The sequence below is a fragment of the Amycolatopsis sp. NPDC051373 genome (assembly GCF_040689465.1).
Lineage (GTDB): Bacteria > Actinomycetota > Actinomycetes > Mycobacteriales > Pseudonocardiaceae > Amycolatopsis.
On record NZ_JBFBAE010000061.1, the window covers coordinates 1 to 11,981 of the forward strand.

The window sequence follows — 11,981 nt, forward strand, 5'->3', positions numbered from 1 at the left end:
CTCGTCATCATCGTCCTTCTCCGCGCCTCACCAACTCTACTCAACGCGGTAAGCGCCCCGCAGGCCGGTGCGGCGCACTTTCCGGGAACTGCTTCGGCTGATTCTGCACGAGCCAGTAGGGGATCTCGCCGCCGCTGATGGTCACCTGCCGGCAGTCGGGCGAAGCGTGGGAGACCGCGTACACCGCCGGCTCCACGCGGCACGCGGGCTCGATTCTCTCCCGTCCTGCCCGCGCTCGATCGCTCGGTGCGCGAATTGTTCGGTGTGGCAACGAAATCTCCTTGATGATCACGACACGGCACCGGGGTGCACCCGGTGCCTTTGTCATGCCGGTGGGGAACCGGGGAAGCAGCGTTGCCCGCTGGGCAAAGGACGGTCGTTCCGGGCAAAGGCGGGGGTGGATGCGTGCCTTCCCCGACCGCGGCCCTGGCGCTCGGACGGCCGCGGTGCCGGCCGTTGACGCGCAAAGCCGCAGCGAAACGGGCGGTAGCCGATGGAGCAGTGTTCGGCCACCGCCGGCATCGTCAAGCGATGCGTTGCGCCACGGCGGTTATTGTCCGTCCACCCGCCGATGCTTGACGGTGGCTCCCTCCCACGCGGCGGCCCCGGATCGGCTCGCGGGTCCACCACCCGGATCGCCGGGTGCGGGGTGCTCGACCCGAGTGTGCGTTTAATCCCCTGTGAACGGTTGGAGCACGTCCGCGCTGCCCGTTGTTCGGCTGTCGTATACCGACGTGGGTGAGCCTGGGCGCGTCGGTCGGGGACCGCTGGAATAAAGGAAAACGATGGCCGAGCCTCGGTTCGAGATGGTGTCCATCTCGGTTGGTGGACTGAATGGACGAGCGCATTCCGATGCGGGGTGGGCCGTCATGTGGCGTTTTCTCTCAGCCAACAACCGCAGCATCGCACAGTCGGTTAATTCCTTCCCTGACGGTGATTCCTGCGCCCTCGCGGTGCAGGCGCTCAAGGCCGGCCTCAAGCTCGCGAAAGTCCTGACCGTGCGCGACGAGCAGGGGATGTGGCTCTGGCAGCTCCGCCTGGACGGAACGTCGGTGGGCGTGTCCAGCCGCAAGTACCGCCGCCGCCTGCACGCGATCAATTCGGGTAGTTCTTTTCATCAACTGGCCGAATCCAGCCGCGAGATCAACCGAACGCGTGTTCGTCCGTAGTTAATGTTTTTGCCCGGCCTGAGACAGCTGTCCGGGTAAAGCTGCGCGTGCGTGATTCGGAGAGGAGGGGACATGACTGGTGTGCTCGAACACCCCGGTGGGGAAACTCAGGCCCGCCGGAAAACCGGAAGACCCGGCGGCGCCGACCGCTTCTTCCGCCTGGCACTGCTGGGTGCCGGGCTGCTGGTGCTCACCATCATGGTGGTGGTCGGCGGTTTCCTGCTGAAGAACGGAAGCCAGGCGCTCGGCCGGGCCGGACCGTCCTTTCTCACCACGCAGGCCTGGCAGCCCGACTCCGGCAACTTCGGCATCGCCGCGGTGCTCGTCGGCACGTTGCTCATCGCCGGCACCGCCCTGTGCGTGGCGTTTCCGCTGGCCTGCGGAGTGGCGCTGTACATCTCGGAGTACGCGCCGCCACGGCCGAAGCGGGTGCTGATCAGCCTGGTGGATCTCATGGCCGCTGTCCCGAGCGTGGTCTACGGCCTCTTCGGCGCGGTGTTCCTGCAGTGGAACCTGCTCGACGTGCCGCGCTGGCTCTCGGTGCACCTCGGCGTTCGCCAGCTCCACCTTCTTCGCCGGCCTGGTCGTCGGGATGATGGTGATGCCGATCACCTGCTCGGTCATGCGGGAGTCTCCTACGACGCGGTGGGCTCGGCCAACATCACACGTCGACGACCACGACCACTCCGTCCACACCGTCCACTTCGGACACGCCGGGCTCGACCTCGTCGACGACCACCACGTCGGCCACGCCGACGTCGACCACGACCGGCACGACGACGACGGGCACCACGACCACCACCGGCACGCCCACGTCGACCTCGACCACGACGACCCGCACGTCGACCACCACCTCGAGCCCGGTGTCGACAACCACCACTCCGCACACGACGACGACCACCCCGACGAGCACGAGCACCACCACGCCGACCGGCACGTCCACGACGACGTCCTCGGGCACGGTCTCCAATACCGAGACCACCGACTCCTCGTCGAGCTCGACGACGTCCACAAGCGACACTTCGGTGACCGTCCCGCCCGGTGACACCGGCACTCCCGGCTCCGGCGGCGGCGCGGGCGAGAACGTCGGCACCTCCGTGCCGGGTCGAACGCTGGCCTACACCGGCGTCGACCTCGGGTTCTTGATCCTCGCCGCGGCCGTGCTGATCGGGCTGGGCGCCGTGGCGCTCATCGTGGTCCGCCGCCGCAGGGCGGACGCCCGCCGCACATGGTGACCACCGAGACGGACACCGTCGCACCGCCGGCGGGGAAACCCGCGGCGGTGTGGGTGACCGGGCAGGCGCTGTCGATCGTCGGCTCGCTGATGTTGTGCCTGGTCGTGCAGATCGCCGTGATCGGGCAGCTGGCGCACAACCGCGACCAGGACCGGGCGTACGCGGCGTTCCGCGACCAGCTCGCCAACGCGACCGCGCCGGCCGGCGGCTACGACCCCGACGGGCACCCGCTCGAGCCCGGGACTCCGGTGGCCGTGCTGACGGTGCCGCGGATCGGCGTGCGCGAGGTCGTCGGCGAGGGGTCCACGTCGGAGGTCCTGAAGTCCGGGCCGGGGCACCGCCGCGACACGGTGCTGCCGGGCCAGGTGGGCACGAGCGTGGTGCTCGGCCGGCGGGCGGGGTACGGCGCGCCGTTCCTCGACATCGGCAAGCTCAAACGCGGTGACCTGATCAGCGTCACCACCGGGCAGGGCAAGCACGAGTACGAGGTGCTGGGCGTGCGCCACAGCGGCGACCCGCAGCCGGCCCCGCCCGCGCAGGGCCAGGGCCGGCTGACGCTCGTCACCGCCGACGGCCCGCCCGGCCTGCCCGCCGACGTCCTGCGCGTGGACGCGCGTCTGCTCACCCCGACCGTCGGGATCGGGGGTGTGCTGCCGGCGTCGGCGATGAGCGAGCCGGAGCAGGCGCTGTCGGGCGACCCGGCGGCGATGGTGCCGCTCGTGCTGTGGGGGCTGCTGCTCGTGGTGAGCGCGGCCGGAGTCGTGTACGTCCATCAACGCGTCGGCAAGTGGCATTCGTGGGTGATCGGGGTGCCGCTGCTCGGCGCGCTCGGCGTCACGGTGGCCGACCAGGCGGCTTCGCTGCTGCCGAATCTGTTGTGAGGAGACCAGGATGACCATGCTGCTGTCGTCGGTCGAGGAGACCACGTCGATCGAGGCTCGCGCGGTGTCGGCGTGGTTCGGCGACCGAAAGGTGCTCGACCGCGTGTCGCTGACCATGCCCGCGCGGTCCGTCACCGCGCTGATCGGGCCTTCGGGGTGCGGGAAGTCGACGTTCCTGCGCATCCTCAACCGCATGCACGAACTCGTGCCGAGCGCCACGCTCGCCGGCGAGGTCCTCCTCGGGGGCGACGACATCTACGACCCGTCGTGGAAGCTCACCGACGCGCGCCGCCACATCGGCATGGTGTTCCAGAAGCCCAACCCGTTCCCGGCGATGTCCATCTTCGACAACGTGACCGCGGGCCTGAAACTCACGGGCACCAAGGTGCGCGGCCCCGAAAAGGACGATCTCGTCGCCGAGTGCCTCATCAAGGCCGGCCTGTGGAAAGAGGTCCGCGACCGCCTCCGCCAACCCGGCGGCGCGCTGTCCGGTGGGCAGCAGCAGCGCTTGTGCATCGCGCGCGCCCTCGCGGTGCGCCCGAAGGTCCTGCTCATGGACGAGCCCTGCTCGGCTCTCGACCCCACTTCGACGCGCCGTATCGAGCAGACGATCGAGGACCTCAGCGGCGAGGTGACCATCGTGATCGTCACCCACAACATGCAGCAGGCCCAACGGGTTTCCGCGCAGTGCGCCTTCTTCCTCGCCGAAGAGGGCGCCCCCGGCGGCATCGTGGAGGCCGGCCCGACAACCACGATCTTCGAGTCCCCGCACGACGACCGCACCGCCGACTACGTCCACGGCCGCTTCGGCTAGTTGTCCCCGTCGTTCAGGATGACCGTCGGCGGGGTGCCCTTGGCCTTCACGTAGAAGACGGCCAGCTTCGCCGGCTCCGTCGCGCTCGCGTTGCGACTCACGACGTGGACGTCGGTGGGGGATTCGTAGAACACGCCACCCGTGGGGACGGTCTGCAGGTTGCCGCCCTTCACTTGCGTGACAACACTTCCCTCGAGGACGTAGACGAACAGGTCGCAGTTGTGCCGGTGCACCTGGGAGGCTTCCCCCGGCGCGAAGTCGACGATCTCGATCATGCCCTCCTTGCCGGGGATGTCGGGCAGGCTCTGCGTCATGAGCCGGGTGACGGCCCCGGCTTTCGTCTGGTGCTTCGCCGGGCTGCTGCTTTGGGGGTTGCTGCTCGATGCCGGTGCCCTGTCGGCCGCTTCGCCTGTGCTGCACGCTGCCACGCCGGCCAGTGCCAGCAGGGAAACCAGCGTTGCCTTGATCGTCTTGTTCATGTCTTGCACTCCCGCCCCGGTAGTTGATCTCCCTCTCGACGTTAAGGTCGGGATGGCACTGGAACGCGGGTCACTTCAGGCCAAGATCATTGGGCCACTTTCACGGGATGGGCCACACCGTGGCGTCGACCAGCCGCCCACCCTCCTGTCCGGCCCCGATGGTCAGCGCGACGACGTGATTGCCGGCGCGCAGGCACGCCGTGCTGTGCACGTCCACGGAGACAGTCTTCGTTCTCTGCGTCTCGAGCAGGTCGGCCAGCCTTGGTAGGTCTGGGCACCGGAGCCCGACCACTTCGCGACCTTCGACCCGGTGAACGTCGACCCCATCAGCTCGTTCTTGTCGTACAGGTAGGCGTCGACGCTGATGTCGTTGGCGGTTCCGGAGGCCCGGGGCTTGTCACCCGAGAACTCGACCCCTTTTTCAGGCCTGGACCTTCGGGTTCAGGCCTTTTAGTGTCGTAGGGCCGGACTGACTTTTCCCACCTTGCCCGGTTTCCTCGTGCATCAATACGATCCGGGCGCGCTGAGCGAGGGGGACGGGTCAGTGAACACGGGAATCGTGGGGTATTCGGGATCTGCATCGTGATCGCCGGCGCCGCGGCGACTGCTGGAGCGGTGAAGGTCGGCATGGTCGAGTTCGCTCCACTCAAGGTCTGGCTGAGCGTGGCGGGACAGCCGAGCGCACCCGTGGCGCCGGCCGAGGTGCAGCCGTTGTGGCAGGGCCAGGTGCTGCTGGGCTCGAGGTGCGGCCGGCCCGAGCCCGGCCCAGCCGGAGTGCTTATCCGGACTACGGAATTTTGGTCCGCCCTCCACCTGGTTTGCTCGGTTTGACCAGTATTTAGATCCAAGCTCCGCACGGGGTAGGGAACTGTTGATCGGGCTCAGGCGCAGTCTGGTCGGTCTCCAGGTCTAATGCCCCGCACCAATTCTGGTGGTTCAGACGTTGAGGGCCGTGTGCTGTCGTGGCCCGGTGACATACTGCGCCTCCCAAGGTGACCGGTGAGGAGTCGCCTGTGCGCTCCCGGGGGGGAGAGTCTGAGGTGATTGCCGCTGGGCAAGCGCGGGCACAGGACCGGTTGCCACGAGATTTTTTGGTGTGGCTGAGCGGCGCTTTGGCTTCGCAGCTGGGGGATGCGGTCTTGTCTTTCGGGCTGGGTTGGGCTGCGTCGGCGCATGGCGGTGTGGTCGCCGGCCTTGTCTTGTCGGCGGTGTCGTTGCCACGGACGATCTTGCTGTTGGTGGGCGGCGCTGTGGGTGACCGCGTCGGGGCGCGGCGGGTGATGATCGTCGGCGACTCGGTCATGCTGGTCGTGGCGGTGGCTGTTGCGATTACAGCGAACTGGGTGGGAACGCCCCCGGTCTTGTTGATCGTCGCAGCGCTGATCATCGGCACGAACGGCGCCTTCTACGTTCCCTCGCAGGGATCGATGCCGCGACTGCTGGTGACCGGCGATCAGCTTGTGCGAGCCCTGGCTTTGCGCCAGAGCGGGACCCAGCTGGTGTCGATGGTCGGTGCACCGCTCGGCGGAGTCTTGGCCGCCTTTGCCGGGCTACCCGCCGCTGCGGGCGCCGATGCGCTGACGTTTGCGATCGTGCTGGTCGTGCTGATTCGGATTCGCCCTCGGTTTGCGCCGGGCCCACTCGACGAGCGCAAGCACCTGCTGCCGGAAGCCGCCGAGGGTGTGCGGCTGGCGCTGACGACCGCCGCGGTGCGTTCGGCGCTCCTTCTCGTCGCAGGTGCGGCCGGGCTCATCTTGCCGTTCGCCAGCATCCTCATTCCGCAGCTTGCTCGTGACCACGCTTGGAACCCGAGCTTCGCCGGTGTACTGGTCGGCGCGCAGAGCGTCGGCACTATCACCTCGACGCTGCACGTCAGCAAGCGTGGCGCTGGAGCCCGTCCTGGCTTGGTCGGACTGGTTGCACTGGTCGGGACCGGCGCAGGCCAGCTCACGGTTGCTCTGAGCACCCCTCTCCCGCTCACGATCGCAGGCGCATTCCTCGCCGGCGCCGGAACGGGGGTATTCGTCAGTAGCCTCAGTCCGATCATGCTCAGTGCTGCGCCGGTCGGCTACGTCGCTCGCGTTCAGGCCTTGCTGACCTTGGTGCAAAGCGCGGCGTTGCTGGTCACCAACAACGCATTGGGATCGCTTGCGCACGCTGTCGGACCCGGCGCCGCGATAGTGGTCAGTGCCTGTGCGCTGGTGGGCTGTGCGATCGTCGGGCTCGCCAGCGCGCCGATCCGTCACCTCGCCCCAGTGACATTGCAACCGGGTCAGGGTCGTGGTCACGACGAATCCCTGTAGCTGCGTCGTCTGGTCGCCGACTAGATGTAGTGACCATGGACGTTGTTGACGTGTGAGCGGCGCGTCGGGTTGATCATGACGAAGACCTCCGTGTGTGGTGGTGGTGTCTGACGCCATCACCGATCACAACGGAGGTCTTCGTGTCTCACCGTAACGCCCGGCTGACCCTGCATGGTCGACGGTTGCTGGTCGAGCGTGTCACCGCCGGACGCCCGGTCGCGCATGTCAGCGCCGAGCTGGGGATATCCCGGGCGACCGGACACAAGTGGGTCCGCCGCTACCGCCGTGAAGGAGACGCCGGCCTGACAGACCGATCCAGCAGGCCGCATCGCTCACCCCACCGCGTCGCATCCGAGACCGAACGCCAGATCACCGATCTGCGCCGAACCCACCGGCTGGGACCGGCGCGCATCGCCGGGATCCTCGACCTGCACGCCTCGACTGTGCACCGCGTCCTGACCCGCCACCACATGCCGAAACTGGCCTGGCTGGACCGCCCGACCGGGCAACCGATCCGCCGCTACGAACGCGACCGGCCCGGCGAACTGCTCCACGTCGACGTGAAGAAGCTCGGCCGGCTCCGCGAGGGCGGCGGCTGGCGAGCCCACGGACGCGACAGCCCTCAACACGCAGCCGCCCGCAACGCACCCCGGGTCGGCTACGAATACGTTCACTGCGCCATCGACGACCACACCCGCATCGCCTACGCCGAAATCCACCCCGACGAAACCGCCGCCACCTGCGCCGAGTTCTTGCGCCGCGCCGCCACCGCCCTGGCCGAGCTGGGCATCGACCGGATCGAACGCGTGATGACCGACAACGCCATGGCCTACCGCCGCGCCACTGTCTTCCGCGACACGGTCACCGGCCTCGGCGCGACACAACGGTTCACCCGCCCCTACCGGCCGCAAACCAACGGAAAAGCAGAACGCTTCAACCGCACCCTCGCCGAAGAATGGGCCTACTCCCAACCCTTCACCAGCTCACACCACCGAGCCGAAGCACTGCCCGGATTCCTGCACCACTACAACCACCACCGAGCCCACACCGCCCTCAACGGCCACCCACCCATCACCCGGGTCAACAACCTCACAGGGCACTACAACTAGACGATCCTGACTGCGATCTTGGAACGCATGGTACTCACGACTCGGTTGCTTTGCGCGCAAGCAGATAGCCCTGCGGCACTCGGGCGAGGCGACCGTCCGGCTCGTGCACAACACGCGTGTCCAGCGCAAACCCAGCCTGGCTCAGCAGCTCGCAGATCCGCTCGACCGGCAGCAAGTAGACGTCCAGCGAAATGCCGTCGTGCCCATAGCCCTGCGTCTTGTGGTTCCGCTGATCGCCGATATGGAAGCCGAGCTGCAAGTAGCCGCCAGGAGCCAGCACACGATGAAACTCCGAGAACGCCGCAGGCAGCCGCTCCGGCGGCATATGGATCACGGAGTACCAAGCCACGACTCCGGCTTGGCTACCGTCCAGCAAGTCCAGGGCGAACACCGAGCCCTCCGAAAACCGAAGCCCAGGATGATTTCGCCGGGCGACGGCAAGCATCCCCGGGGATAGGTCGATACCGGAGACCTCGAGGCCTGCCCTGTCCAGAAACGCGGTCACCCGACCGGTGCCACAGCCGATGTCGGCGATTGGTCCGCTGCCGGCTGCCCGGACAAGATCCGCGAACGCGCCGAGCACCGCGCGGGCCATAGGATGGTCATCGTCCATGTCCGGAACGATTTCGGCGTAGCTGGTGGCGACGGTGTCGTAAGTCGCCCGCGTTTCGGTCAGGAAGTCGGCGTCGGTCACACACACGACCGTAGCGTGAGGCGGGGACAGTCGGCCGGAGTACTCGAGGCCGAACGCGTGATGGTGTTCCAGGGTCAAGGCCTCGGGTCGACGATGACCGGCAGCCCCACTCGGCCGACGGCGCTGGTGCTCGGCCAGACCGACCGGCGCGGGCGGGTGCGGGCCGTCGGGCCGTTGTCCCGGACAGCGCTCGTGTCGCTGGCCGGTCGGCTCCGGCTTGCCGGGAGCGGGCCGCAGCGAGCGTCGGGGATTCGCGCTGGCCTTCCCGGTGTCGAGGACTTCACGTACTGGCCTGGCCTGGTGGTCGAAACATGCGCTGACCGAGCCTTCGAACTTGGCCGATATCGGCACCGAGTGTCCGTCGTGCGCGCCACAAAGTTGATCAATGACGGTCATGATGACTGCGAAATGACGTCTGCACCATCCACGCGAGGCACTGGAGACAACAGCAGGGCCAGTCTGACGTGCAGCGGACGCCGGAGATGGTGTTGACCAGCGCTTTTGCAAGGCTGGGGTCGCCGGTTACGTTGGCTCGCCCTGCTCTGCAGACCGCTGTCGGTTCGTGTCGCTGAAGGATGCTTGTGTGACGCTGACTGCGCCGGCTCGCTGGCTAGAGGCCATTCGTGTCACGCGGCGGTCGCCGGAAGCGCCGCGCGCAAGGGCGTGGGGCTAGGTTTTGCGGACCGCGCCGGTGAATCCAGCGATGAAGAGGGTGGCGAAGCTCCAAGCGAGCAGCCGGAGGCCCCAGCCCAGCACAGTGAGTGCCTGGCCGGTGGTGCTGTTGGTGGTGTCGCAGTGTGCGCGTTCTCCAGTTGAGATCAATGGTGTCCCGAGATCGAGTCCAACTCCTAGGCGTTCGAGGAGCGTGCATGCAGCCGGTGTCGGGGTCGGTGGCGTTTGGACCTGCGCTAGTCCGCCGTGGGCGCCCAGCAGCGTGGTGATCAGGGCGGCGAGGATGAGTGTGGCGAGCAGGCCCCAGAGTGCTCGCCAGGGTTGGTAGCCGTAGCCGAGAAGGAGTCCGGTGAGGCGGGCCCAGGTGCGTTCGGCTCGTCCGGTCAGTGCGCGGCGGTGAATTTGGTCCCGTCGTTGTTGGATCAGCACTCGCCGGGCTTCTCGGTCATGTCCGGCCGACCGCTGCGCCGCGGCCAACTGTTGGTAGGGCTGGGCGGAGTACACGGGAGTGGCCTCGCGCAGCAGTCTCAGCCACGAGCCGGTCGAGGTGCCGTATGACAACCCGGGGTAGACCAAGCCGTCAACGGCCAACCGGGCATGCGCGTCGTGGATGTGCTCCAATCTCGTCGGACCAAAAAACAATGTGCCTTTGACTCGAAGATCGGTCAGATCCAGCACCACATTTTTGCCGGCGCCGGTCGCGGAGAAGCTTCCGTCTAAGGACACAGGACCGTTGCTCTGGAGACCGTCGGCTTTCAACGCGGGACCCGAGTCGTTGCGTAGTGTCGCCCCAGCGAAGTCCAGGTGGCTGCCGATGTGGGCGCCGGTGAGGCGTACTGCGCCGAGTTCCCCGGCGCCGGTCGCGGAGAATCCGTCGCCTAGGAACACGTCACGGTCGGTTTGGAGCCGGTCGGCGTAGAGGGCGGGGCCTGAGTCGTTGCGCAGCGTTGCCTGGTCACAGGCCAACTGGCCGCCGATGTGGGCGCCCGTGAGGCGTACTGCCCCGAGTTCCCCGGCGCCGATCGCCGAGAATCCGTCGCGTAGGTGCGCACCACCGTCGCTCTGGAGCCGGTCGGCGCTCAGTGCGGGGCCTGAGTCGTTGCGTAGTGTCGCGCCGGCGCAGTTCAGCTGACCGCCGATGTGGGCGCCGGTGAGGCGTACTGCCCCGAGTTCCCCGGCGCCGACCGCGGAGAATCCGTCGAATAGGCCCACATCACTGTCTGCCAGGAGCCCGTCGGCGTCGAGGGCGGGGCCCGAGTCGTTGCGCAGCGTTGCCCCGATGCAGTTCAGCTGACTGCCGATGTGGGCGCCGAGGAGGCGTACTGCCGAGTGCTTCCCGGCGCCGGTCGCGGAGAATCCGTCATTGAGAAGTACGCCACCGTCGGTGTGCAGCAGGTCCGCGTAGAGGGCGGGGCCTGAGTCGTTGCGCAGCGTTGCCCCGGCGCAGTTCAGCTGACCGCGGATGCGGGCGCCGAGGAGGCGTACTGCCCCGAGTTCGCCGGCGCCGGTCGCGGAGAATTCGTCCTTGAGAAGAACACCACCGTCGGCCTGGAGCCAGTCGGCGTACACGGCGGGACCTGAGTCGTTGTGCAGCGTTGCCCCGGCGCAGCTCACTGCACCAATTTGAGCCATCGAAAGATTGACGCCGCCCAGCGTGCTGTGGGATTTCACCGTTGACTGATCAAGGATGAGCGTGCGGGTAACCACCCAGTTGGCGGAGAGCGGTACGGCGCTGGGATGTTCGATAAACATCCCAACAAGGCAAGATCTGGCAGGTGGCTGCCATTCGCCGAGCATCCTGTGTCCAGCAGGCACTCGGTTAAGGTCAGACCAACTGTGCTGGTGATGTTGTCGAGGTCCAAGCGGCCCGCGATACGGGCGCCGCGCAACTGCACCCCCCGCGGGTCTGGATCGGGGGCGAGTCGGCCACGAACGACGTCGCGCACGACCCACGCTCGAATCGTCTGCTTTTCACTCCAGCTCCGCATGACACCCTCGTCCACGGGCCCATCTGTGGCCAGGTCGAGAACGTCGCCACGCTCAACGTGCTCAATCAGCGCGCGTTCGACAGACGTAGCTTGTCCTGTGCGCCATCCCCCGTCGTCACGCACTGGAACGTTACCGGCACCGACCGGAGAGGGGGCACCCTCTACACGGTTACACCACCCCGCAGCGTGGACACGCGTGCCCGGCGCGTGTCGGTGACGTCGAGGTGGGATCGCCGACTCGGGTTGATCTTGGTCCACAACCTGGTCCACGAACTGCTGACCACCGATGCCGGACGCGCCCAGTTTGGTGTAACTGCTGCCTACCTCGACCAGGCGTTCCGAGTATCCCCAGACGAGCGTTAGAACTACGGATCAGACGTTCAGGGTTCGAGTTCCTTGGGGTGTACGTCTGGTTGGCACCAGTGCACCTGGAGCTTGGACGCGTTGAAGCGCGTCGGGCTGGCCTGGTCGATGAGCTAGTCGATGCCGGTGATCTGCAGGGCGGCCGACTCGGTTCACCAACCGAAGTTAATCGCCGTTATTCTCGCGGCATGAGCGAGGAGATGAAGCTCGCGGAGGCACTGGCGCTGCGTGCTGACGCGGCGAAGCGGATCGAGCAGCTGCGCACGCGGGTCGT

General features: G+C 67.3%; 12 protein-coding genes. 7 read left to right on the top strand and 5 right to left on the bottom strand.

The window, feature by feature from the left end; all coding sequences use genetic code 11:
- The first annotated feature begins 785 nt into the window (after positions 1–785).
- Positions 786–1,169, top strand: coding sequence for a hypothetical protein (locus AB0383_RS49670; protein WP_366191624.1), 384 nt, complete (start codon positions 786–788; stop codon positions 1,167–1,169).
- Here AB0383_RS49670 and AB0383_RS49675 read toward each other — a convergent pair whose 3' ends face one another.
- Together AB0383_RS49675 and AB0383_RS49680 are read right to left on the bottom strand one after the other, a co-directional pair.
- Positions 1,170–1,793, bottom strand: a complete 624-nt coding sequence (locus AB0383_RS49675) for a hypothetical protein (RefSeq protein WP_366191626.1) — start codon at positions 1,791–1,793, stop codon at positions 1,170–1,172. It abuts the gene before it with no gap.
- Between the two features lie 37 nt (positions 1,794–1,830).
- Positions 1,831–2,190, bottom strand: coding sequence for a hypothetical protein (locus AB0383_RS49680; RefSeq protein WP_366191628.1), 360 nt, complete (start codon positions 2,188–2,190; stop codon positions 1,831–1,833).
- Positions 2,191–2,194: 4 nt separating this feature from the next.
- On the opposite strand from AB0383_RS49680, the gene AB0383_RS49685 reads away from it, so the two are divergent.
- Genes AB0383_RS49685 through AB0383_RS49695 form a run of 3 tightly spaced genes read left to right on the top strand, consistent with a single transcriptional unit; the run spans position 2,195 to position 4,099 of the window.
- Complete coding sequence (locus tag AB0383_RS49685; RefSeq protein WP_366191630.1) at positions 2,195–2,404, top strand: hypothetical protein; 210 nt, start codon at positions 2,195–2,197, stop codon at positions 2,402–2,404.
- Positions 2,398–3,285 (top strand): class E sortase, encoded by an 888-nt coding sequence (locus tag AB0383_RS49690; protein WP_366191632.1) that lies wholly within the window; start codon positions 2,398–2,400, stop codon positions 3,283–3,285. The genes AB0383_RS49685 and AB0383_RS49690 overlap by 7 nt, the downstream gene beginning before the upstream one ends.
- 10 nt (positions 3,286–3,295) lie before the next feature.
- Complete coding sequence (locus AB0383_RS49695) at positions 3,296–4,099, top strand: phosphate ABC transporter ATP-binding protein (protein WP_366191634.1); 804 nt, start codon at positions 3,296–3,298, stop codon at positions 4,097–4,099.
- Here AB0383_RS49695 and AB0383_RS49700 read toward each other — a convergent pair.
- The gene (locus AB0383_RS49700; RefSeq protein WP_366191636.1) at positions 4,096–4,578 is read right to left on the bottom strand and encodes a cupin domain-containing protein; all 483 of its coding nucleotides are present in this window, start codon (positions 4,576–4,578) and stop codon (positions 4,096–4,098) included. The two genes, AB0383_RS49695 and AB0383_RS49700, sit on opposite strands and share 4 nt — an antisense overlap.
- A 1,094-nt stretch (positions 4,579–5,672) precedes the next feature.
- Between AB0383_RS49700 and AB0383_RS49705 the strand changes: the two genes are divergently transcribed.
- Entirely contained in the window at positions 5,673–6,881 is a 1,209-nt protein-coding gene (locus tag AB0383_RS49705; protein WP_366191644.1) for an MFS transporter, read from the top strand.
- A gap of 140 nt (positions 6,882–7,021) precedes the next feature.
- Positions 7,022–7,990, top strand: a complete 969-nt coding sequence (locus tag AB0383_RS49710; protein ID WP_366191646.1) for an IS481 family transposase — start codon at positions 7,022–7,024, stop codon at positions 7,988–7,990.
- 34 nt (positions 7,991–8,024) lie between these two features.
- Here AB0383_RS49710 and AB0383_RS49715 read toward each other — a convergent pair whose 3' ends face one another.
- Positions 8,025–8,684, bottom strand: coding sequence for a class I SAM-dependent methyltransferase (locus tag AB0383_RS49715; RefSeq protein WP_366191638.1), 660 nt, complete (start codon positions 8,682–8,684; stop codon positions 8,025–8,027).
- Between the two features lie 669 nt (positions 8,685–9,353).
- On the bottom strand, positions 9,354–11,108 hold the full coding sequence (locus tag AB0383_RS49720) for a hypothetical protein (RefSeq protein ID WP_366191640.1): 1,755 nt from the start codon (positions 11,106–11,108) through the stop codon (positions 9,354–9,356).
- A gap of 637 nt (positions 11,109–11,745) precedes the next feature.
- Here AB0383_RS49720 and AB0383_RS49725 point away from each other — a divergent pair.
- Positions 11,746–11,981, top strand: a 236-nt coding sequence (locus AB0383_RS49725; RefSeq protein ID WP_366191642.1) for a hypothetical protein, incomplete at its 3' end; no start/stop codon positions are given.

What these genes read in the sequence shown, in the direction of transcription:
- AB0383_RS49670 (WP_366191624.1), top strand. Translation starts at nt 786, where the DNA reads ATGGCCGAGCCTCGGTTCGAGATGGTGTCCATCTCGGTTGGTGGACTG.
- AB0383_RS49675 (WP_366191626.1), bottom strand. Translation starts at nt 1,793, where the DNA reads ATGACCGAGCAGGTGATCGGCATCACCATCATCCCGACGACCAGGCCG.
- AB0383_RS49690 (WP_366191632.1), top strand. Translation starts at nt 2,398, where the DNA reads ATGGTGACCACCGAGACGGACACCGTCGCACCGCCGGCGGGGAAACCC.
- AB0383_RS49695 (WP_366191634.1), top strand. Translation starts at nt 3,296, where the DNA reads ATGACCATGCTGCTGTCGTCGGTCGAGGAGACCACGTCGATCGAGGCT.
- AB0383_RS49700 (WP_366191636.1), bottom strand. Translation starts at nt 4,578, where the DNA reads ATGAACAAGACGATCAAGGCAACGCTGGTTTCCCTGCTGGCACTGGCC.
- AB0383_RS49720 (WP_366191640.1), bottom strand. Translation starts at nt 11,108, where the DNA reads ATGTTTATCGAACATCCCAGCGCCGTACCGCTCTCCGCCAACTGGGTG.